Source organism: Brachybacterium sp. (genome assembly GCF_036379615.1).
Taxonomy (GTDB): Bacteria; Actinomycetota; Actinomycetes; order Actinomycetales; family Dermabacteraceae; genus Brachybacterium.
This window is the reverse complement of the sequence record NZ_DASVGJ010000060.1, coordinates 81,779-103,971: the sequence shown is the minus strand read 5'-3', so window position 1 is coordinate 103,971 and position 22,193 is coordinate 81,779. Positions and strand designations below refer to the sequence as shown.

General features: G+C 72.2%; 18 protein-coding genes and 1 tRNA gene. 10 read left to right on the top strand and 9 right to left on the bottom strand.

The window, feature by feature from the left end:
* Positions 1-284 precede the first annotated feature (284 nt).
* Together VF289_RS11885 and VF289_RS11880 are read right to left on the bottom strand one after the other, a co-directional pair.
* On the bottom strand, positions 285-875 hold the full coding sequence (locus VF289_RS11885) for a LytR C-terminal domain-containing protein (RefSeq protein WP_330884099.1): 591 nt from the start codon (positions 873-875) through the stop codon (positions 285-287).
* Positions 876-937: 62 nt separating this feature from the next.
* Positions 938-1,333 carry a DUF3263 domain-containing protein gene (locus VF289_RS11880; protein ID WP_330884098.1) on the bottom strand — a complete coding sequence of 132 codons (396 nt, stop codon included), beginning with the start codon at positions 1,331-1,333 and terminating at the stop codon, positions 938-940.
* Positions 1,334-1,458: 125 nt separating this feature from the next.
* Here VF289_RS11880 and VF289_RS11875 point away from each other — a divergent pair, with 125 nt between their 5' ends.
* Entirely contained in the window at positions 1,459-2,136 is a 678-nt protein-coding gene (locus VF289_RS11875; RefSeq protein ID WP_330884097.1) for a uracil-DNA glycosylase, read from the top strand.
* A gap of 77 nt (positions 2,137-2,213) precedes the next feature.
* Here VF289_RS11875 and VF289_RS11870 read toward each other — a convergent pair whose 3' ends face one another.
* Positions 2,214-2,912, bottom strand: a complete 699-nt coding sequence (locus VF289_RS11870; protein ID WP_330884096.1) for a hypothetical protein — start codon at positions 2,910-2,912, stop codon at positions 2,214-2,216.
* Positions 2,913-3,069: 157 nt separating this feature from the next.
* Here VF289_RS11870 and treS point away from each other — a divergent pair, with 157 nt between their 5' ends.
* Positions 3,070-4,869: a maltose alpha-D-glucosyltransferase gene (treS, locus tag VF289_RS11865; protein ID WP_330884095.1), complete on the top strand. Its 1,800-nt coding sequence runs from the start codon at positions 3,070-3,072 to the stop codon at positions 4,867-4,869.
* A gap of 10 nt (positions 4,870-4,879) precedes the next feature.
* Here the strand turns inward: treS and VF289_RS11860 are convergent, their stop codons facing one another.
* Positions 4,880-5,344 carry a hypothetical protein gene (locus VF289_RS11860; protein ID WP_330884094.1) on the bottom strand — a complete coding sequence of 155 codons (465 nt, stop codon included), beginning with the start codon at positions 5,342-5,344 and terminating at the stop codon, positions 4,880-4,882.
* Positions 5,345-5,773: 429 nt separating this feature from the next.
* Between VF289_RS11860 and VF289_RS11855 the strand changes: the two genes are divergently transcribed.
* Positions 5,774-6,946, top strand: a complete 1,173-nt coding sequence (locus VF289_RS11855) for a hypothetical protein (RefSeq protein ID WP_330884093.1) — start codon at positions 5,774-5,776, stop codon at positions 6,944-6,946.
* Positions 6,947-7,035: 89 nt separating this feature from the next.
* On the opposite strand, the gene VF289_RS11850 is transcribed toward VF289_RS11855, so the two are convergent.
* The 3 genes from VF289_RS11850 to VF289_RS11840 all read right to left on the bottom strand — a co-directional run bounded on the left by VF289_RS11850 (position 7,036) and on the right by VF289_RS11840 (position 10,174).
* A tRNA-Thr gene (locus tag VF289_RS11850) sits at positions 7,036-7,107 on the bottom strand.
* A 52-nt stretch (positions 7,108-7,159) separates the two neighbouring features.
* Positions 7,160-7,975, bottom strand: coding sequence for a DsbA family protein (locus tag VF289_RS11845; RefSeq protein WP_330884092.1), 816 nt, complete (start codon positions 7,973-7,975; stop codon positions 7,160-7,162).
* A gap of 117 nt (positions 7,976-8,092) precedes the next feature.
* Positions 8,093-10,174, bottom strand: coding sequence for a serine/threonine-protein kinase (locus VF289_RS11840; RefSeq protein WP_414644474.1), 2,082 nt, complete (start codon positions 10,172-10,174; stop codon positions 8,093-8,095).
* A 235-nt stretch (positions 10,175-10,409) separates the two neighbouring features.
* On the opposite strand from VF289_RS11840, the gene VF289_RS11835 reads away from it, so the two are divergent.
* From VF289_RS11835 to VF289_RS11815, 5 genes are all read left to right on the top strand, one after another.
* A complete protein-coding gene (locus VF289_RS11835; RefSeq protein ID WP_330884090.1) occupies positions 10,410-11,087 on the top strand; it encodes an AIM24 family protein in 678 nt (225 codons plus the stop codon).
* A gap of 35 nt (positions 11,088-11,122) precedes the next feature.
* Entirely contained in the window at positions 11,123-13,441 is a 2,319-nt protein-coding gene (locus VF289_RS11830; RefSeq protein WP_330884089.1) for a circularly permuted type 2 ATP-grasp protein, read from the top strand.
* Positions 13,434-14,450 (top strand): transglutaminase family protein, encoded by a 1,017-nt coding sequence (locus tag VF289_RS11825; RefSeq protein ID WP_330884088.1) that lies wholly within the window; start codon positions 13,434-13,436, stop codon positions 14,448-14,450. The genes VF289_RS11830 and VF289_RS11825 overlap by 8 nt, the downstream gene beginning before the upstream one ends.
* Positions 14,451-14,638: 188 nt before the next feature.
* A complete protein-coding gene (locus VF289_RS11820; RefSeq protein ID WP_330884087.1) occupies positions 14,639-16,105 on the top strand; it encodes an FAD-dependent oxidoreductase in 1,467 nt (488 codons plus the stop codon).
* Between the two features lie 190 nt (positions 16,106-16,295).
* Positions 16,296-17,273 carry a zinc-binding dehydrogenase gene (locus tag VF289_RS11815; protein WP_330884176.1) on the top strand — a complete coding sequence of 326 codons (978 nt, stop codon included), beginning with the start codon at positions 16,296-16,298 and terminating at the stop codon, positions 17,271-17,273.
* A 66-nt stretch (positions 17,274-17,339) separates the two neighbouring features.
* On the opposite strand, the gene VF289_RS11810 is transcribed toward VF289_RS11815, so the two are convergent.
* Positions 17,340-17,927, bottom strand: a complete 588-nt coding sequence (locus tag VF289_RS11810) for a TetR/AcrR family transcriptional regulator (RefSeq protein WP_330884086.1) — start codon at positions 17,925-17,927, stop codon at positions 17,340-17,342.
* A gap of 149 nt (positions 17,928-18,076) precedes the next feature.
* On the opposite strand from VF289_RS11810, the gene VF289_RS11805 reads away from it, so the two are divergent.
* On the top strand, positions 18,077-18,466 hold the full coding sequence (locus tag VF289_RS11805; protein ID WP_330884085.1) for a DUF1304 domain-containing protein: 390 nt from the start codon (positions 18,077-18,079) through the stop codon (positions 18,464-18,466).
* 59 nt (positions 18,467-18,525) lie between these two features.
* Here the strand turns inward: VF289_RS11805 and VF289_RS11800 are convergent, their stop codons facing one another.
* The gene (locus tag VF289_RS11800) at positions 18,526-19,737 is read right to left on the bottom strand and encodes a pyridoxal phosphate-dependent aminotransferase (RefSeq protein WP_330884084.1); all 1,212 of its coding nucleotides are present in this window, start codon (positions 19,735-19,737) and stop codon (positions 18,526-18,528) included.
* A 177-nt stretch (positions 19,738-19,914) separates the two neighbouring features.
* Here VF289_RS11800 and VF289_RS11795 point away from each other — a divergent pair, with 177 nt between their 5' ends.
* Positions 19,915-22,161: an alpha-galactosidase gene (locus tag VF289_RS11795; RefSeq protein WP_330884083.1), complete on the top strand. Its 2,247-nt coding sequence runs from the start codon at positions 19,915-19,917 to the stop codon at positions 22,159-22,161.
* Positions 22,162-22,193 lie beyond the last annotated feature (32 nt).

Genomic DNA, 22,193 nt, shown 5'->3' with positions numbered 1-22,193 from the left:
GTGTGGTGTCCACCCGGCCCTGTGCCCGCGACGGACGAGCGCCACCGCCGTGTTCATGTCCCACGGCGACGACACCCTCACGGGGCCGGAATGTTCGTGGCCGACCAGGCGGTGGACCGCCGGCCGATCATGCCCACGGGGTCCGGGAGAGCTGCGCGAGACGCGCTGTCACTCTCGTTCCCCGAGTGCCAGATCATCATAAGCACTCGGAGGGGGAGAGTGCTAACTCTGGGAGTGCTGACCCTGCGCTGTCAGCGGACGAGCGACGGGCATTCGGAGGGCGCTCAGCCCTCGCCCTCGCCGCCCATGTCCTCGCCGGGCTCGGAGACCGCGACGAAGGTGACGGCGGCGTCATACTCGTCGCTCTGACGCGCCTCACCGGCGCCGACGCTGTCGGCGAGCGCCTGGGCGGTCCCCGCGTCCTCCTCGGAGCGGTAGAACACCACTGCTTCCTGCTGGGCGTTGTCCGCGGTGGCGAGGCTCACGTCCTCCCAGCCGTCGCCCTCGAGCGCGGACTGCCAGGTGCCGGCCAGGCCGTTGATGCCTCCTGCGTTGACGACCAGCACCGGCGTGGACTTGTCCGCCTCTGCCGCCGAGGTCTCCTCGGCCTCGGACTCGGTCGCCTCGCCCTCGGCCGCCTCGCTCTCGGAGGCCGCAGTGGTGGGGTCGTCCGCGCGGTCGTCGCCCGAGCCCCCCATGCCGCCGATGAAGAACAGGAGCACGACCAGCAGCACCACGGCAGCGCCGATGATGATGATGTACAGCAGGTTCTCCCGCCAGAACGGCAGCTCGGCGCGGTGGGCGCCGTGGAAGGACACGGCGTCCGCCTCGTCATCGAAACGGTCCGGGGGGTACGGATACTGGGAATCAGCCACGGCCCCATTAAACCTGCTCTGCCGGACTGCGCGCGGGAGCACACGCCCTGGAGCCCCGAGGCTCAGGCGACGCGGTGGGTCCCCTCGGCGGCCCCGGCGCCCTCCGGGGCGCCGTCCTCGGAGGTCCGTCGGCCGCGCAGCCGATGGATCAACGACGGGGCGGCACGCAGCGCCGCCGGCTCGTCGAGCAGGGAGTTCAGCCGCACGTAGTAGGCGACCTTGGAGATCCCGAGCTCCTCGCGGATGGCCCGCTCCTTGGCGCCCACATACCGGAAGGTGCGGCCCTCGAGCGCGAGGATCCGACGGTCCTGTGCGCTCAGACCGCCCTGGGGCCCGGGCAGTGACGCATCGGACATCCCCTCGGCCGCGTCGGCTGGGGGTCCATCGGCTGCGGAGGGCTCGACGGCGTCGTGCTCGGCTGCGGCGGGGTCCACAGCGGGGGCGGGGTCGGCGGGCATGCCACGAGGGTACGGGCGCTCGGGGCGGCGTCGGTCGCGGCGCGCCGCCGGCACGCCGAGGGCACGACGAGGGTGGGAGCCGGGTCACCGAGCCGGCTGCGCGGAGCGGATGGGAGACTGAGCGCATGCCGACCTCGCTCCCCCAGACCCTCGCCGCCGACTGGGCGGCGGTGCTCGCCCCGGTGGAGGATCGCCTCCACGGCCTCGGCGACTTCCTGCGCGCGGAGACCGCGGCCGGCCGCGGCTACCTGCCCGCCGGCGACCAGGTGCTGCGTGCCTTCACCCGGCCGCTGTCCGAGGTGCGCGTGTTGATCGTGGGCCAGGACCCCTACCCCACGCCGGGGCATCCGATCGGTCTCTCCTTCGCGGTGGACCGCGAGGTGCGGCCGCTCCCCCGCTCCCTGGGCAACATCTACACGGAGCTCGAGAGCGATCTCGGGATCGCTCGCGCCTCGCACGGCGACCTCTCCGCCTGGCAGGACCAGGGCGTGCTGCTGCTGAACCGTGTGCTCACCGTGATGCCCGGCGCACCGGCCTCGCACCGCCGACGGGGCTGGGAGGAGATCACCGAGCATGCGCTGCGCGCACTGGTGGAGCGCGGCGGCCCCCTGGTGGCGATCCTGTGGGGTCGGGACGCGCAGTCCTTGATCCCCCTGCTGGGCGAGGTGCCGCACCTCGCCAGCGCGCATCCCAGCCCGCTGTCGGCCTCCCGCGGGTTCTTCGGCTCGCGTCCGTTCTCGCAGGCGAACGCGCTGCTCGAGCAGCAGGGTGCGGCGCCGATCGACTGGCGGATTCCCGACTGAGCCGAGCCGCGTCTGCGCACCTGCTCGATTGCGCGTCTGCGCGGCTGGCCGCCCGTCATGCACTGCGCCGCCGTCCCTCAGGCCGCCGCGCCCTGCCAGGTCCAGGTCTCCAGGAGCGCGCGCACCTCGGGGGACAGCTCGCTCGCCCCGTGCGTCTCGACGACGATCTGGACGAGGTTCGTGCCGGCGTCGGCGCAGTACATCTCCGCCACCGCGTCCTGACCGTCGTGGGTGCCCAGCGTGCGGTGGGCCGGGACCGCCGTGCCGCCCAGGGTGACCGGCTCGAGCTCCTCGGGATCCTCGGCCTCGTCCCAGGCGAAGCCGTTCCACACCGCCTGGGACCGGCAGGCCCCGACGGCCTGGTACTGGGAGTCGTAGACGTACACGACGATGCTCTGGGGGGCGAACTCGTCGAACGCGTCCGGGGGGATGTCCTCATCGCCCAGCTGCACCACCGCCCCGGTGCCCTCGAGCGTCTCGGCATCGCTGAGGTCGAACCAGCCGGCCGGGTAGTCGAAGGTGAAGTAGTCGTGCTCGAAGGTCGCCAGCTCTACGGCGTCCGTGGTGGGGGACGCGGCGGGGTCCTCGCCGCCGCGGGTGGCCAGATAGACCACACCGCCGGTCACGGCGAGGAAGCCGAGCACCAGCACGACGAGCACGCAGGCCAGCCCGACCCAGAGCCCGGCGCGGGACCGCCTCGGCGGCTCTCCCGGTCCGGGCTGCGTCGGACCTCCCTGCCACGGCTGCGGCGCTCCTGCGCCCTGCGGCATCCCCATGCCCTGCCCCCTGTCTTCCTCGCCACGGGCGGCGAGCGCCCGCGGACCGCTGCGGCCCGCGGGCCGCACTGCCCGCGGCGTCCACCGTCATGGTACGGAGGCCGCTACTGTGGTGCCACGTCGAGCGCTCGTCCCTGTCACCGCCGTGGAGGATCCGATGCCCCTGAACGCCGCACAGTTCACGCCGCAGGGACCAGGGGTCGACTACGACCCCCACTGGTATCGCAAGGCCGTCTTCTACGAGGTGCTGGTGCGCGCCTTCGCCGACGGGAACGGGGACGGCACCGGCGACTTCACCGGCCTCATCGAGCGTCTGGACTACCTCCAGTGGCTGGGCATCGACTGCCTGTGGCTGCCTCCGTTCATGGCCTCTCCGCTGCGGGACGGCGGCTACGACATCTCCGACTACGAGTCGGTGCTGCCGGAGTTCGGCTCGATCACCGACTTCGAGCGCCTGGTCTCCGAGGCGCACCAGCGCGGGATCCGCGTGATCATCGACCTGCCGATGAACCACACCAGCGACAAGCACCCGTGGTTCCTCGAGTCCCGCTCGGACCCCGAGGGCCCCTACGGCGACTTCTACGTGTGGTCGGCCACCGACTCCCTCTACTCCGAGGCCCGCATCATCTTCGTGGACACCGAGGAGTCCAACTGGGCCTTCGACCCGGTGCGTCGGCAGTTCTTCTGGCACCGCTTCTTCTCCCACCAGCCGGACCTGAACTTCGAGAACCCGAAGGTCCGCGAGGCGATGTTCGAGGTGGTGCGCTTCTGGATGGACAAGGGGATCGACGGCTTCCGGGCCGATGCCATCCCCTATCTCTTCGAGCAGGAGGGGACCGACGGCGAGAACCTCCCGGCCACGCACGACTTCCTCGCCGAGCTGCGCACCTTCGTCGACGAGCACTGGCCCGGCCGGGTGATCATCGCCGAGGCGAACCAGTGGCCGGCGGACGTCGTGGACTACTTCGGCTCCGACGAGAGGCCCGAGTGCCACATGTGCTTCCACTTCCCGGTGATGCCGCGCCTGTTCTACGCGCTGCGAGAGGGCAGCGCCCGACAGATCATCGACATCCTCGAGGACACCCCGGAGATCCCCACCGGCGCCCAGTGGGGCACCTTCCTGCGCAACCACGACGAGCTCACCCTCGAGATGGTCACCGGCGAGGAGCGCTCGGCGATGCTCGGCTGGTACGCACCGGATTCCCGGATGCGGGCGAACGTGGGGATCCGTCGCCGGCTGGCCCCGCTGCTGGACAACTCCCGCGGCGAGCTCGAGCTGATCCACGGCCTGCTGCTGTCGCTGCCCGGCTCCCCGTTCCTCTACTACGGCGACGAGATCGCGATGGGCGACAACATCTGGCTCACCGACCGCGATGCGGTGCGCACCCCGATGCAGTGGACGCCCGACCGCAACGCCGGCTTCAGCGAGATCACCGATCCGGGCAAGCTGTATCTGCCGGTGATCCAGTCCCTCGTCTACCACTACGCCACCACCAACGTCGAAGCGCAGATGGCGCACTCGAGCTCCCTGCTGCACTTCGTGCGCTGGATGCTCGCGGTGCGCAAGGAGCACGAGGCCTTCGGCATGGGCGCCTACCGCGGCATCCCCGCGGATTCGGAGCGGGTGCTCGCCTTCACCCGCACCTATGACGGCGCCGAGCACGGGGAGGACGCAGAGCATCACGCCGAGACGCTGCTGTGCGTGTTCAACCTGTCCGCGCAGCCGGTGACCACCGCTCTCGACGCGGGCGGCCTCGCCCGACGCACCGTGCGCGACCTGTTCGGCGGCCACGAGTTCCCCCCGATCGGCGAGGACGGCGCACTGACCATCACCCTCGGCGGGCACGGCTACTACTGGCTCAAGGTGCGCCCGCTGCATCCGGACGGCGAGCCGATGACGGTCACCACCGCGCTGCCGGTGATCGGGGCGGAGGAGCCGCCCTCATCGGAGAGCTGACGGCGGACCCTCAGCCCGTGAGAGCGCCGACGAGGGTCGCACCGGCGAGGATGACCCCTCCCACCATCGCCAGGATCCCGATGATCTCCATCGGGATCCAGAACACCGAATGGGGGCCGTGACGGCCGAGCGTGCGGCGGCCGTCGGCGATGACGGACTCGATCATCTGCGCCGCCTCCTCGGGACTGCTGGGCCGCGTGTTGCCGACCACGAGCGCGCCGCGGTCCGCCGCGTCCTCGAGACGGGGCCGTTCGGCCTCCTCCCACTGGTCCGCCCGCGTCCGGGGGCGGAGCACGTTGAGGTACCAGCCGTGCAGCGCCGTCAGCGCCCCGCCGAGGAGGATGCCCAGGCCCGCCAGCGGCCCCGCCGCCGTCGAGGACTGCAGGAGCGAGGCACCGATCAGCCCTCCGAAGAACGCCGCGCACAGCCCGATGTACACGACTGCCAGGAACCCCCAGCCTCGCCAGATGATCACGTCGCCCTCTCCCTCGCGGCACCTCCGGCACCGTCTCCCATGAACGTCCGCGGCACCTGCGCGGCTCAGTGGTCGACAGTAGCGAGACCCCGGGTCCATGGACATGGGGAGAACTCCCCGGCGGCACCGGGCGAACCGGCTCCCGTGTGACCTGGCACCGTGAGCCGCGCTCCCCGGGGAGGGCGCGTGTGCGCAGATCCCCATCGAGCCGTGTGAAACACCCCTGACCAGCACCGATGGGGTGCACTCCCCACGGCTCGACCGCATGTCGCCGCGTCCGGTCAGGCGTGATCTGCCTCCGCCGCAGGACGGGCCGGACTGCACCGTCCCGGCGCCGTGTGCCATTCTCGACTGTCGACATGACGCCCCGGCACGGAGCCGGTGCGCGCACGGCGCCGACGGCGCGGCGTGCGGCGAAGGGAGAATGCGGTGGCAGAGCCCCGATCTGCGGCAGAGGAGGCCGGCGATCCGAGCACCAGCCCGGAGCGCCTGCTCGAGCTCACCGAGAAGCACCCCCAGCTGCAGAAGCTGATCGTGCTGAATCCGTCGTGCCCGGAGGTGGCCCGCCAGTGGATCCTGGCGACCAACCCGTGGGCGAAGCAGGCCTACGAGAAGAGCCTCGCTCCGGCGACCGACCCCGAGCCCGGCGCCGGCGCCGAGGAGGACGAGGAGGACCGCGACGCCGTCTCGGTCTGGGGCGACCTCGGGACGCCCTCGGCGTCGAGCGGCTCGGATGCCGCCCCTGCCTCCTCCGTGAGGATCGCCCGGAATGCCGGCGTGGTGCCGCTGGGCCCTGCGGCCTCGTCCACCGCTGCGACCCCGCAGCCCGCACCGACGGCTCCCACCGCGTTCCCGGCCCCGGCAGCGCCTCCTGCGCCGCGCGCGCCGGAGAGCACCCCGGCGCCCGCCGCGAGCTCCGCCGCCCCCGCGGCGCCCGGACCTCGCGGCGCCTCACCGGCTCCGGGCGGGCCGGCCGTCGCACCCGCTCCCGCACCGGGCTTCGCCGGGAGTACGACGGAGACCGATGACGACGGCTCCCGCACGCGAGTCCGGGCCCTCTGGGCCTGCGGCGGCTGCCTGGTGCTGGCCCTGCTGCTGGTGATCGTCGCGGCTCTGGCGGGCCGTGCCTGGCTCGGCGGTGACGAGGAGCAGTACCAGCGCGACAGCTCGACCACGTCGGCGCAGGAGGCACCCACCGAGGAGCCGTCGGAGGAGGCGACCGAGGAGACCCCGAGCCAGGACCCCGTCTCCCCCGCCCCCGACGACGCGCAGGAGATGACCGCGCTGAGCTCCCCCACCGGCAACATCACGTGCCTGCTGGAGGAGGACTCGGTGGCCTGCTCGGTCGTGGACCGCGACTTCAGCGAGGCCGGGCTCGAGGACTGCTCGGACGGGCCGTTCTCGATCATGGTCGCCGAGGGCGAGGCCACCGCGGACTGCGGCTCGTCCTACCTCAGCGACTCGGCCGAGACCCTCGAGTACGACCAGAGCGCCACCTACGGCGATATGGCCTGCACCAGCCGCTTCGACGGCATGACCTGCTGGAACACCATGACCGGCAAGGGGTTCATGGTGAACCGGGCGACCTACGAGACGCTCTGACCCCGCAGGAGCTCCCCGCAGGAGCACGACAGCCCCTCACCAGCGACCATCCTCAGGGATGTTCTCGCAGGTGAAGGGCTGTTTCTTCGAGCTGGAGACGGGAATCGAACCCGCAACCACCTGTTTACAAGACAGGTGCGCTACCGTTGCGCCACTCCAGCGGGCGGGACCGGCCGAGCGATCGACCGGTCCCGGAAAGTGTAGGACCTCGACTCAGCTCTCGCCGCCGTCGGAGGCCCCGCCGGCATCCGAGGCCGAGGAGCCGCCGGCCTCCAGCACGGTCTCGCGCAGCGCGCCCGGCGCGCTCCAGTCCTCGAGCTGGGTGCCGTCGATCTCGACGTAGGGCGTTCCGCTGGCCTTGTCGGCGCCGTAGGGCTCGGCGACCTGTCGGACCCACGGCACGTACGTCTTCCCGTCGACGGCGGCCTTGGCCGACTCGTCGGCGCCCGCCTCCTGGGCGAAGGACCACAGCTGCTCGTCGGTCAGGCCCGCGGTTCCCTCTGCCGGCTGGTTCTCGAAGAGCAGCTGCTGGAACCTCCAGGCCGCGCCGGGGTCCTGCTCGTAGACCGCCGCGAAGGCGCTGGCCGCGCGGGAGGAGTAGTCACCGGTGGTCGACCGAGCGTCCAGGAAGCGCCGCGGCACGATGTGGACGGTCGCCTCCTCGTTGTCGACGATCGTCTGGAGGTCCTCGCCGTTGATCTGCTCGAACTGGCCGCAGACCGGGCAGATGAAGTCCAGGTGGATCTCGAGGACCGGCTTGCCGGACTCCTCGGGGGCGCCGAAGCTCAGGTACGGCTGGTCCTCGCTCATCCCCTCGGGCACGGCGACGGGCCCGGCCGGTTGCATCGCCCGGTAGATGTACACGCCGCCGAGGGAGAGCAGCGCGAGCGCGATCACGGTGACGACGGCGATCACGATCGTGCGCACGGTGCGCTGGCGGGAGAGCTCTGCCTGGCGCTGCTTGCGCAGCACCTCCCGCTGAGCCTCCCGGCGCTCCTGAGCTGACTTGGACGGACCGGACGCGGCCATGGAATCTCCTCGCCCCGGATGGGCTGCAGTGGATGAGGGGTCGGTGAGAGTTTAACGGTCTCTGTCTGTGTGCTCAGGGTGGCATTCCGCACGCCGGGGACGGGGCGCCCCGGAGCTTCACCGCCGCCAGACAGCGATGTCCTCGAGCCGCGGTCCGCCGGTGAAGGGGAAGTAGTCGACCATCCCCTCCCGGGCCAGCAGCGTGGAGACCACCGCCGCCAGCAGCAGGAGCAGCAGGACCAGCACCACCGCGCCCCAGAGCCGATCCGGTGCGGCGGCGTCGAGCATCCGATGCGCGCCGTTGCGGGTGGTGGCGCTTCCGAGGCCCACCCAGGTGATCAGCAGGGTGATCGCGATCGCGAGGGCGAAGGGGGCGCCATCCGGAGGCGCGGTGCCCCGCAGCAGGGTCCAGCCCGCATCGACGGCGATGCCCACGAGCACGCCGAGGACCAGCGGCAGAAGAGCCTGCAGCGCGATCTCCAACAGCCCCAGCACGAAGCGGAAGGGGCTGGCCATCCCGACGCGCCAGCTGGGTCCGGACCCGGTCGCGCCGCGCATCCGCTGCGTGGTCACGCTGCGGTGCGAGCGCTCCCAGGTGCGGGCGGCGGCGCCCAGCAGCAGCAGCACGACCAGGGACGCATAGGGAGCGATCCCGGCGAGGCACACGATGAGCAGATGCCCGATCCACACCAGCAGCGGCCGCCGCGGCGGGGGCTCCGGCCACGGTCCGTGGGCGGCCGGCGGCTCACCGGCCGCTGGCGGGTACTCCGGTGCCCACTGCTGACGCGCCTGCATCTCCTGCTGGGCACGGACCTGCGGATCCGGATGCTGGCCGTAGCCGTACTGCGGGGCGGGATGCTGCTGCACCGGTGGCCGCTGCTGGGCAGGATGCTGCTGGGCAGGATGCTGCTGGGCTACGGGCTGCGTGACCGGGGAGCGGCGCGGATCCGGCATCTGCTGCGGCGGCGGCGCGGCGGGCCCACCGGAGGGCGGCACCACGGGCAGCGCCATGGTGGGTGCTCCGGTCACCGGCAGCGCCTCGGTGACCGGCTCCTCCGGCGTGGTGATCCGCGGGAGTGCTTCCGTGGGCTGCTCGGGCGGGGTGCCCACGGCGGGCAGGACCTCGGTGCGCGGGCCGTCATCCTCGGCGACGGGCGTCGGCGTCGTGGTGTGCGAGATCGAGGCGCCCGAGCTCGTGGCGTCCGACGGCGAGGACTCCGACGCCGTGCCCTCCGACACGGCCACCGGCAGCACGGCCGTGCGGCCGACGGCGTCGAGCAGCTCGGTGTCGCCCGGATCGTCGTAGCGGGTGAGATCCAGGGCCGCGAGCTGCTCGAGCATCCGGACCGGTTCGGGACGGTGCGCGGGATCCGAGTGCAGCGCCGCGCGCAACCAGTCCGCGAGCTCGGTGGGGACGCCCTCGACGTCGATCTCCCCCCGCTCGGCCCGCAGGAAGACCAGATCAGCACGGCCGCTGCCATAGGGCTCCCGGCCGGTCGCCGCGAAGGACAGCAGCGCCGCCCAGGCCCACCAGTCCCCGGCCTCCCCGGCCTGATCGGTGCGGATCACCTCGGGATCGAGATAGGCGGCGGTGCCCATCACCAGTCCGGTCGAGGTCAGGCGCGACTCCTCGGCGGCGATCGCGATGCCGAAGTCGATGATCACGGGGTCCAGGCGGTCGCCCGCGGGGTCGAAGCCGGCGAGGTCATGCTCGGCGGCGCCGCGCAGCATCACGTTGCTGGGCTTCAGGTCGCGGTGGATGACCCCGGCGCCGTGCATGTCGCGCAGGGTCTCCCCCATCACCAGCCCGATCTCGCGCACCGCCTCGGGATGGAGCCCGCCGTGGGTGCGCACCGCATCCTCGAGGGTGGGGCCGGGGATGAACTCGGTGACCACGAAGGCCTCCGGGGAGTCGAGCTCCGCGTCCAGGATCCGCACGATGTTGTCGTTGCGCACCAGCTTCTGGGCCGTGACCTCTCGCGCCAGCCGGTCCCGGGCCCGGGCGTCGTCGGAGATCTCGTGACGCAGCAGCTTGATCGCCACATCGTTCCCGTCGGCGTCGTGCGCCCGATAGACGATCCCCATGCCGCCGGCGCCGATCCTGCCGAGGATCTCGTAGCCGGATTCCTCGGCGAGCGCGGTGAGCCGCGGATCGCGGGACTCGCGACGGGGCGTACGGGACGGGACCATGACCGCCATGCTACGAGGCCCGCGCGCGTAACGGCGCCGGCTTCACCGCTCCCCCACAGGGTCCGCACCGCGCCGACCCGGAACCGGGCCGTCCCCGCGGTCCAACGGGCCGGGCCGGTCGACCCTCAGCGAGGCCTCCCCCGACCGCGCCGGGGCGTGAGACGATCACCCCGCGGCGCGGTGGGCGCCGCGCTGCCGTGGCCCCGCCGCCCGGCATCCTCGAGCTACGGAAGGCACAGCCGCCATGCGATCGAACCTCTTCGATGCGTCCAACCAGGAGCGCCAGACCAACGAGCGCTGGGCGCTGCAGTCCAACAAGATGCTGCGCTGCTCCCTGAACCCCCAGGCCCCGGAGATCATCTCCGCCTCCGGAGCGATGGTCGCCTACCAGGGCCAGATGGACTTCTCGTACCAGGGCTCCGGCGGCGGCATGAAGCTGCTGAAGAAGATGGCCACCGGCGAGGGCGGCAACATGATGCGCACCCGCGGCCAGGGCGAGATCTTCTTCGCCCGTCAGGCGAACGAGATCTTCCTGATCCAGCTTGAAGGCGAGGCCCTCACCCTGAACACCAAGAACATGCTCGCCTTCGACAGCTCCATCCAGTGGGACATCAAGTCCCTCGGCGGCGCGGGCTTCATGGCCGGTGGCCTGTTCAACCTGTTCCTCCAGGGCCAGGGCATGGTCGCGGTGACCTCCGACGGCCCGCCGATGCTGCTGGACTGCTCCCAGCAGCCCACCTTCGTGGACCCGCAGGCCGCCGTGTGCTGGTCGGCGAACCTCCAGCCGCAGATCAAGAACGACTTCAAGATGGGCTCCCTCATCGGTCGCGGCTCGGGCGAGTCCTTCCAGCTCGGCTTCCATGGCCCGGGCTTCGTGGTGGTCCAGCCCTCCGAGGGCATCCCGGTCGCCGCCTCCTCCTGAGCGCCCGCCCGCGGAGGCGTGTCTACGATGTCCGGGTGACTTCCACACCTCCGCAGGCCCTGGTCGATGAGCTCGAGGCTCTCGGCCCGCGGGGTCGACGACGGGCGGCGGCCTCGGCGGCGAACATGTTCGCCGCCGATGTCTCCGCCGCGGCGCCCGTCGGCGACCCCGTCCCCGTGGTCCTGGACGCCGAGGACTGGTCCCAGCTCTCCGCCGGCCTCGTCCAGCGGATGCGACTGCTCGATGCGCTGTACGCGGATCTCTACGGTCCTCGCACGGTGCTCGCGACCGACGTCGCCCCGGTCGCGCAGCTGCTGCAGGACCCCGCCTACCTCCGCACCGCGGTGGGCATGCCCACGCGCGGGAACCACCATCTGTTCGCGCTGACCTGCACGGTGGCCCGTACGGCCGACGGCTCCTGGGTGGTGCTCGAGGACGCGGTCGATGTGCCCGATGGCGGCGGCACCACCCTCGAGCTGCGCCGGGTGCTCTCCCGCTGCGCGCCGACGCTGTACCGCTCCACGCCGCTGCGCCGGCTGCACCCCTTCTTCGACACCGTGCGCACCTCGCTGCATCAGCGCACCCGGGCCGACGGACGGGCCGGCCGCACCGTGGTCCTCACCGAGGACTCCTCGGATCCGCTGCGAGCCTTCGACCACAGCTGGCTGGCGAATCTGCTGGGAGCGCCCGTGGTCTCCGTCGGCGACCTGCGCACGGGGTCCGGCACTCTGACGTTGCGCCTGCCCGGCCTGGACTCCGATCCCGGCGACGCCGTCGATGCGCTGCTGCGCCTTGTGCCCTCCCCTCTCGTGGACCCGCTCGACCTCGGGCCCACTCCGCTGGGCGGGGTGACCGGTCTGGTGGAGGCGGCGCGCTGCGGGGACGTGGAGATCTTCAATCCTCTCGGTGCGGGCCTGCTGGAGAATCCTCACCTGCGCTCCGCCCTCCCGGACCTCTGCCGGCAGCTGCTGCACGAGGATCTGCAGCTGCGCCCGGCCGGCCCCGACACCGAACCGGCCACCTGGCTCGGACTGGACCCGTCCGGGGGCGATGACCTGATCGAGCGTCCGGTGCGGCTCCGACTGCTCGTGATGGGCACCGAGGACGGCTACGAGGTGCTGCCCGGCGGGATCGGGGTCACCGCCGATGACTCTCCCGAGGCGCTGAAGGACGTGTGGGTCACCGTCCCGGAGACCGCCGCGGTCCCCGGGGTCGGGGACACCGACCGGACGCTCGAGCACGGGGCCTCTGCCTCCGGGCTCGCGGACGTCTCCGGACCCACGGAGCTCTCGCGGGCGACCTCTCCCGGCGTGCTCACCGCCTACCCGGCGATGACCCGCTCGATCGGCTCGGACCTGTTCTGGTTCGGACGCTACCTCGAACGGGTCGACTCCACCGCCCGCCTGCTGCGCACCGTGCTGGACACCGTCAACGACCTCGACGCGGAGCGCAGCGCCAGCGCGGGCACCGCCCAGGCGGTCCTGCTGGGAGCGGTCACCGAGGTCACCACCACCTATCCGGGCTTCCCGGCCCTCGACCTGCGCTCCCGCGAGACCGTGCGCCGCGAGATCGAGAGCCTGCTCACCGACCGCCACCGCCCCGGCTCCCTCGCCCAGTCGTACTCCGCCCTCGCCCACACCACCCGCACCCTGCGCGATCTGATCTCCGACGACATCTGGCCGGTGATCGCACGGATGAGCCAGCACCTGCGCACCCTCGGCGGGCAGGATTCTCCGCCTCCCTCACCGCCGCAGGAGCAGGGCCTCACGGAGATCGTCGACGGCTGCCTGACCCTCTCCGGCGCGGTCGCCGACTCGATGCCCCGCAACCTGGGCTGGGACCTCACGGAGGTGGGGCGCAAGATCGAACGCACCATGAGCCTGCTGGCCCTGCTCAAGTCCGTCCTGGGGCGCCGGCGCTCCCGTGCGGCAGAGGCCCGCATCGCCGGGGCGGTGGCGCTGATCACCGAGTCCGGCGCCTCCTACCGGCGCTCGTACCATGCCGCGGTCCAGCCCGAGCTGCTGCTGGAGCTGCTGCTGGCGGACACCTCCCTCCCGCGGTCGATCGCCTTCCAGCTGGACCGGCTGGGGCTGGCCCTGGACCGGCTGCCGGAGGTCACCCCCTCCCCCGAGCTGCGCGCCCCGCTGATCGCGCTGCGCACCCGCATCGGCGGCTGGGAGCCCCAGGAGCTCCTGCACCCCTTGGACGGGGAGACCTCCGACGGGGCGCCCACCGCCTTCCTGGAAGAGGCCGACGCCGCCATGGACACGCTGCGCGAGCTCGCCACCGCCGTCGAGAACCGCTTCTTCCGCCCTTCGGAATCCACCTCGAGATGGGGGATCGACGATGTCTGAGACCGCTCCAAAACCGAGGCACGCAGTCGCCGCGGCCCGCCCACGCCCGCTGCTCCCCCTGCGCGAGGAGGAGATCCCTGCGGTCGAGCCGATCCACTACCGGGTCCACCACCTCACCTCCTACCGGTACGCGAAGCCGGTCTCGCGCAACTACGGCCGCGCGCACATCGAGCCGCGCGCCACCCCGCACCAGCGGATCCTCTCCCATGAGGTGGTCGTGGACCCGGCCCCGGCCCGCCTCACGGCGCACACCGACTTCTACGGGAACTCCTCCACGTACCTACTGGTGGACACTCCCCACACGCGGCTGGACGTGCATTCCCATGCCCGGGTCTCGGTCGCCGAGCGCCGCTACCCGCTCGAGCCGATGTCCCGCCCCTGGGAGCAGTGCACCCCCGAGAACTGGGGATCGCTGCTGCCGGACTCGGGACTGGACTTCGTCCACGCCTCGCCGCGCATCCCCGCCGGCACCGCGGCCCGGGAGATCTCCGCCGAGGTGTTCACGCCGGGGCGCGCCATCGGGGAATGCCTGGCGGATCTCACCGCGCTGATCCACACGGACTTCACCTACGACTCCGCCGCCACCACCGTCTCCTCGACCCTCGAGGAGGTGCTCGCCGCCCGGCACGGGGTCTGCCAGGACTTCTCCCACGTCGGCGTCGCCGCGGTGCGTGCGGCGGGTCTCGCCGCCCGCTACGTCTCGGGGTACCTGCGCACCGCCCCGTCGGTCGGCGGGGAGCTGGGTACAGCGCCCGTCGGGGAGATGATCGGCTCCGCCGCATCCCACGCCTGGCTGAGCGTGCTGGTCCCGGGCACCGGCTGGGTGGACATCGACCCCACCAACCGCACCTTCGTCGACCAGCGCTTCGTCACCACGGCCTGGGGCCGGGACTATGCGGACGTGCCCCCGCTGAAGGGGATCGTGGTGGGACCGCCCGGGGCGACCAGCACGCTGGAGGTCGCCGTCGGGGTCGTGCCGGAGCCGCCCGAGGGCGGCAGCCCGTCATGACGTGCACCGCGGGTCGCGCTCGGCGGACCGGGCGCGGCACGTCGGCCCGCTCACAGTGACCGGGAAGGTCGCGAATATCGCGTATAGAATGGTGCGGAAATCTGTGCAGGGCGTGGCGCGGCGCGAGACCCGCGACCGCTCCGGACCGCATCCGACCCGGCGCGATCGCGCCACGAGACCGAGGTGAGATGTCCTCCCCCCAGCAGCCCATCCGTCTGGCCGTGATCGGCTCCGGCCCGGCCGGCGTCTACGCCGCCGAGACCCTGCTGCGCTCCGCGCCGGTCAAGAGCGGTGAGCTCGAGGTCAGCATCGACCTGTTCGACCGCCTGCCCGCCCCCTTCGGGCTGATCCGCTACGGCGTCGCCCCCGACCATCCGCGCATCAAGGGCATCATCACGGCCCTGCACCGCATCCTGGGCCGCGGAGATATCCGCTTCCTCGGCGACGTGGAGTTCGGCACCGATCTCACCCTCGAGGATCTGCGCACCCACTACGACGCGGTCCTCTTCGCCACCGGCGCCCTGAAGGATGCGGATCTCGCGATCCCCGGCATCGAGCTGGAGGGCTCCCACGGCGCCGCGGACTTCGTGGCCTGGTACGACGGCAACCCCGACTACCCGCGCACCTGGGAGCTGGACGCCGAATCCGTCGCGGTGATCGGCAACGGCAACGTCGCGCTCGACGTGGCCCGCGTGCTCTCCAAGAGCGCCGACGAGCTGCTGCGCACCGAGATCCCTGCGAACGTGCACGAGGGCCTGCAGGCCGCACGGACCACGGACGTGCACGTCTTCGGGCGCCGCGGTCCCGCCCAGACGAAGTTCTCCCCTCTCGAGGCGCGCGAGCTCGCCCACCCCGAGGGCCTCCAGGTGGTCATGGACCCCCGCGACGTCGAGCAGATCACCGAGGCGGAGTGGGAGATCATCCACGCGGACAAGCGCACCGCTCAGGTCACCCAGACCTTCGTGGGATGGCTCGAGGAGCAGCAGCGACGTGAGGCCGCGGGCGAGGAGCCGACGGACAAGGACGGCGGGCCCGTGCGGCGCCGCCTGCACATGCACTTCTGGCACCGCCCGGTCAAGGTCCTCGGCGAGGACGGCCGCGTCACCGGGATGCGCTTCGAGCGCACCCGACTGGATGCCGAGGGCAACGTCGAGGGCACCGGGGAGCTCGTGGACTACGAGCTCGGCGCGGTCTACCGCGCCGTCGGATACCACGGCTCCGAGCTGCCGGGCATCCCCTACGACGCGAAGCGCGGCGTGATCCACAATGCCGCCGGCCGGGTCACCGAGGCCGGTGGCAGCGTGATCCCCGGGCTCTACGCCAACGGCTGGATCAAGCGCGGTCCGGTGGGGCTCATCGGAGCGACGAAGTCCGATGCCCTCGAGACGATCGCCGCGCTGCTCGAGGACATCTCCGCCGGCAGCCTCCCCACCGCACCCGAGCGGGACGATGACGCGATCCTGCGCCTGTTCGAGGACCGCGGCGTGCAGTACACGACCTGGGACGGCTGGATGGCGCTGGACGAGCACGAGAAGTCGCTGGGCGCCTCTGCGGTCGATGCCGACGGCGAGCCGCGGGCCCGCATCAAGGTCGTCGAGCGCGAGGAGATGGTGCGCGTCTCGCGCGACGGGGCGCACCAGCCCTCCCCCGCCTGAGCGGCCCCACCCCGCACCCCGACAGGGCCGGGATCGATCCGCGACGACGGATCGACCCCGGCCCTTCGGCATGCCCGGACCGTGATGCTCTGACCGTGATGCCCCGTCTGTGATGCTCGGAACGCGCCTGATGGTGCTGACCGTCGCACGGCTTATTGTGGAGCGCACGTTCCACTATCGAGAGGTCCCCATGCGCACCGTGTCCTACGACCAGTTCGGCGATCCCGCCGACGTCCTTCGCACCCAGGAGGTCGAGGCCCCGGCCCCGGCCTCCGGCGAGGTGCTGCTGCGGATGGTGCTGAGCCCGATCCATCACCACGACCTGTGGACGATCCGCGGGACCTACGGCGTCCGCCCCGAGCTCCCGGCCCGGCCCGGCAGCGAGGCGGTCGCGATCGTCGAGGCTCTCGGCGAGGGCGCCCAGGGGGTCGCCGTCGGTGACCGGGTCGCGGCGACTGCCGTCCCCGGCACCTGGGCGGAGCTCTTCACCGCGCCCGTCGCCTCGCTGATCCCGCTGCCTGCAGAGCTGCCGGACGAGGCCGCCGCCCAACTGGTGGCGATGCCCTTCAGCGCCGTCTCGCTGCTGGAGCACCTGGCCCTCGCCCCCGGGGAGGTGCTCGTCCAGAACGCCGCGACGGGTGCCGTCGGCCGACTCGTGGCGCAGTTCGCCGCGGCCCGCGGCCTCCGCGTCATCAGCCTGGTGCGCCGCACCGACGGCATCGAGGAGCTCGCCGAGCAGGGCATCGGCGACGTGGTCGCGACCGACCACCCCGACTGGGAGGCGCAGGCCCGCGCCCTGATCGGCGACGCCCATGTGGCCGCCGGGCTCGACTCCGTGGGCGGAGAGGCCGCGGCCCAGGTGATGACCCTGATCGGTGACGGCGGGCGACTCGTGGTGTTCGGGGCGATGGGCGGCTCCGTGATGAGCCTGCCCTCGGGTCCGATCATCTTCCGCGATCTGCGCGTGGAGGGGTTCTGGGGCGCGCGCGTCTCGACCCGGATGGATGCCGCACTGCGCCGGCGCCTGGTCGAGGAGATCATCCGCGGCCTGCTCTCCGGGGAGGCCACCCTCCCGGTCGCGGCGACCTTCGGTCTCGACGAGGCGGTGGATGCCGTCGCGGCGACCCTCACCGATGGCCGCCGGGGGAAGGTGCTGCTGCGACCCTGAGGTCCGGGGCTCGGGCGCCGGGCCGTGGATGTCGGACCCTGGGCGCCGGGTCGTGGTCGCGCGGCGTCAGCCCTCACGAGCGGCGAGATGGGAGAGCGCGGCGTCGAGGGCGGCGAGCGCCGCGGCCTGATCCACCCGCGCCATGACCAGCGCACTGATCAGCAGCGCGACGAGGGTCTCGGCGAGACGCTCGTGCACGTCGGGCGGCTCGTGCGGGGCCCGGGCTGCGGCGCCGCGCAGGAAGGCGGCCCGCAGCTCGGCGCGGTAGGCACCCACCGCTTCGGCGATCCCGTCGTCCCGGGCGAGACCCGAGCAGGCGGTGTTGACCAGCAGGCAGCCGTCGGGCAGGACGCGGCCGGTCGGATCTGCGAGGATCGCGCGGGCGGCTCCGAAGTACTGCGCGAGCGCCCCGGGGTCGACCCGCTCGCCGTGGAAGCGGGCCAGCCCGGGCCGCACCACGCGCTCGAGGTAGTCCTCGACCGCCGCATCGAACAGTCCGCGCTTGGACCCGAAGGCGTGATAGAGGCTGCTGGCATTCAGTCCGGTGGCCGACTGGAGGCTCGCCATGGAGGCTCCGTCGTAGCCGTCCTGCCAGAACACGTCCCGGGCGGCGCTCACTGCGTCCTCCCGCACGAAGGTCGTACGTCGCCCCATGCCCACTCCTTCCGCTCGCCGCACGGTTCCGCGCACCACCGGCGCACATCCCACCGCCGACAGGCGCAGGCGGACACGGACTGCTGCAGACGCGCGCGGTCCCGCACACTATACTGGAACGATCATTCCATGAGGCTTCGGAGGCCACCATGCTCATCCTCGGCTCGATCCTGGCACTCGCCGCCGCCGCGCTCCACGTCGTCATCTTCCGCCTGGAGTCGCTCGTCTGGGGCGGACCGCAGGCACAGAAGGTGTTCGGCCCGCAGAGCCCCGAGCAGATCGCCGCCACCCGCCAGATGGCCTTCAACCAGGGCTTCTACAACCTCTTCCTCGCCGTGCTCGCGGCGCTCGGCGCGGCCCTCACACTGCTCGGGGCGGTGACGGTGGGGGCGACGCTCGTGCTGGCGGGGACCGGCGCGATGCTCGCCGCCGCGACCGTGCTGCTGCTGAGCTCCCGCGCCCACCGCCGCGCGGCGGTCACGCAGGGCACGCTCCCGCTGCTCGCCGTCCTCGCCACGGTGCTCGGCCTGCTGATCTGACGCGGCGCGCGCCACGCCATCGAGGACCCCGCCGAGGACACCGCCTCGAGCGCGGCGGCTCAGCGCCGGATCGAGGCGAGATGGTCGGCGATGCGGTCCACGGCGTCCGCGAGCAGGTCCACGGCCGGCAGGGTGACCAGCCGGAAGTGGTCGGGGTCGGGATAGTTGAAGCCGGTGCCGTGCGTGACGAGGAGCTTCTTCGAGCGGAGCAGGTCGTAGGCGAACTGCTCGTCATCGTCGATCCGGTACATCTCGCGGTCGATGCGCGGGAACATGTACAGCGCTCCGGCCGCCTTGGCCACCTGCACGCCGTCGATCGCGCTGAGCCCCTCGTAGGCGACGTCGCGCTGCTCCCGCAGGCGCCCGCCGGGCAGCAGGAGGGCACCGACGCTCTGCTGGCCGCCGAGGGCGGTCGCGATCACGTGCTGCGCGGGGACGTTCGGACACAGCCGCATGTTCGAGAGCACGTCCAGGCCTTCGATGAAGCTCGTCGCGTGATCCTTCGGCCCGTACAGCGCCATCCAGCCGGCCCGGAAGCCGGCCACCCGGTACGCCTTGGACAGGCCGTTGAAGGTGATGGTCAGCAGGTCCGGGGCGAGGCGTGCGATGTGCGTGTGGACCGCGTCGTCGTAGAGGATCTTGTCGTAGATCTCGTCGGCCAGGATCATCAGGCCGTGCTTGCGGGCGACCTCGACGATCTCGCGCAGCACGTGCTCGGGGTAGACCGCACCGGTGGGGTTGTTGGGGTTGATGACGACGATCGCCTTGGTGCGGGGGGTGACCTTGTCCGCGATGTCGGAGACGTCAGGCCACCACTGCTGCTCCTCGTCGCAGCGGTAGTGCACGGCGTGACCGCCGGCGAGCGCGATCGACGCCGTCCACAGCGGGTAGTCCGGCGCGGGCACGAGCACCTCGTCGCCGTCGTCCACGAGCGCCTGACAGGTCATCTGGATGAGCTCGGAGACCCCGTTGCCGAGGTAGATGTCATCCAGCTCCATCCCCGGCATGCCCTTGGTCTGGTAGTACTGCGCGACCGCGCGACGGGCGGAGACGATCCCCTTGGAGTCCGAGTAGCCCTGCGCAGTGGGCAGGGTGCGGATCATGTCCACGAGGATCTCGTCGGGCGCCTCGAAGCCGAAGGGGGCGGGGTTGCCGATGTTGAGCTTGATGATCTGGTGACCCTCGGCCTCCATCCGTGCGGCCTCTGCGGGCACCGGTCCTCGGATCTCGTAGCACACGTCGCGCAGCTTCGAGGACTGGGTGAAGATCATTCGGGGACTCCTGGCCGTCTCGGGTAGAGCGCCAGGGTAGCGGGGGCGCGGTCCGGTCCGCGCCGCGACAGCCCGCGGCGAGACGGCACTTGACACGACGGCATTTACTTTCATACTTTCAGTAATGCGCGGGCTGGTCGTCCTCGCGCTCGTCATCTGCTCCCCTGGAGGCCCTCGTTGACCCCTCGCCGGCTCCCTGTCGACACCACCGTCACCGCGCCGCTCCCCGGCGCGACACAGCGCCTGCACCTGCGCGCGGCCGGGGTCTCCGTGGTCCTGGACGTCACGGACGGGCGGATCCCGGTCCTCTCCCACTGGGGCGCGGATCTCGGTGAGCTCGCCGCCACCGGCCTCGATGCGGTGTGCGAGGCGGCCATCGACCCGGTCCCGCACAATGCCGTGGACGTCCCGGTGCGGATCGGGCTCCTCCCCCAGCAGTCCGACGGCTGGATCGGCCGGCCCGGGCTCTCAGGGTCCCGGCCCGACGGCTCAGGCTGGGTCCCGCGCCTGGTGACCGGCGGCATCGAGCTCGACGGGCAGCCGACGTCGGCGACCCACCTCGAGACCGGCCCGGCGACGGTGGGCTTCGCGCTGGCCGATGCGGAGCAGGGCCTCGAGGCCGCCCTCGAGGTGCAGCTGCTGCCCACCGGACTGCTGCGCCTGCGGGCCGCCCTCACCAACACCGGCGCCGCCCCCTACACCCTCGAGGAGCTCACCCTCGCCGTGCCGGTCCCGGCCGAGGCCGACGAGCTGCTGGACTTCGCCGGGCGCTGGACCAAGGAGCGCACCCCGCAGCGCCGCGCCTTCACCGTCGGCACCCACCTGCGGGAGAACCGCCGGGGCCGCACCGGGGCGGACGCCGCCCACGTGCTCCACGCCGGCCACGCCGGCTTCGGCTTCCGCGGCGGCGAGGTGTGGGGCGTGCACACCGCGTTCTCCGGCAATCACCGCCACCTCGCCGAGCAGATCAACACCGGGCGCCGTGTGCTGGGCGGCGGTGAGCTGCTGCTCCCCGGCGAGGTGCGGCTGGACCGCGGCGAGCGGTACACCGGGCCCTGGCTGTACGCCTCCTACGGCGACGGGCTGGATGCCGTGGCCTCCCGCTTCCACCGCCATCTCCGTGCCCGCGAGCACCATGTGGACCGTCGGCGCCCGGTCACCCTGAACGTGTGGGAGGCGGTCTACTTCGACCACGACCTCGCCCGACTCACCGACCTCGCCGACCGGGCCGCCGCCCTCGGTGTGGAGCGCTATGTGCTGGACGACGGCTGGTTCGGATCCCGCCGGGACGACTTCTCCGGCCTCGGCGACTGGGTGGTCTCTGACGAGGTCTGGCCGGACGGCCTGGGCCCCCTGGTCGACCACGTCACAGGGCTCGGGATGGAGTTCGGGCTGTGGTTCGAGCCGGAGATGGTCAACGAGGACTCCGAGGTCGCCCGGGCGCACCCCGACTGGATCCTGGGCCCCACCCCGTCGGCGCTGCCGCTCGAGTCCCGGCATCAGCAGGTGCTGAACCTGACGATCGCGCAGGCCTACGCGCACGTGCGCGACCAGATGATGGCGGTGCTCAGCACCTACGACATCGGCTACCTCAAGTGGGACCAGAACCGGGACCTGCTGGAGGCCGCGACCCGCGCCACCGGCCGGGCCGCCGTGCACGAGCAGACCCTGGCCGCCTACCGGCTGATGGACGAGCTGAAGGCCGCCCACCCCGGCCTCGAGATCGAGGCCTGCGCCTCCGGCGGGGCACGGGTGGATCTGGAGGTCCTCGAGCACACCGACCGGGTGTGGGTCTCGGACTGCATCGATCCGCTCGAGCGCCAGCAGATGCACCGCTGGACCTCGCAGCTGATCCCGCTGGAGCTGATGGGCAGCCACATCGCCTCCGGCCGCTCCCACACCACCGGGCGCCTGCACACCCTCTCCTTCCGTGCGCATTCGGCGCTGTTCGGGCACCTCGGCATCGAATGGGACCTCGCCGACGCGAGCGAGGCCGAGCTCGCCGAGCTGCGGGCCTGGATCGAGCTCTACCGGGAGCGCCGGGAGCTGCTGTTCCGCGGGGACCTGGTGCGCGCCGACCGGGGCGAGAGCTCGCTGTGGCTCCAGGGCGTGGTCTCGCCGGAACGGGACGAGGCCCTGTTCTCGCTCTCCGCCGTCGGCCGCGCCGCGACCTCGCAGGAGCCCCGACTGCGCCTGCCCGGGCTCGACCCCGCCGCCACCTACCGCCTGCGCCCGCTGCTGATCGGCGAACGCCCCTCGAACCTGATCGCACCGCCGTGGTGGCAGCGCGCCGTGGACGAGGACGGCCTGGTGCTGCCGGGCACCGTGCTGCTGCACGCCGGGCTCACCGCCCCGCTGATCGATCCCGAGCAGGGCCTGCTGCTCTCCCTGCGCCGCGAGTCCGACCCGGCCGCCGCGCACTGACAAGAACGTTCCGACCCCGACCCACCCCCACC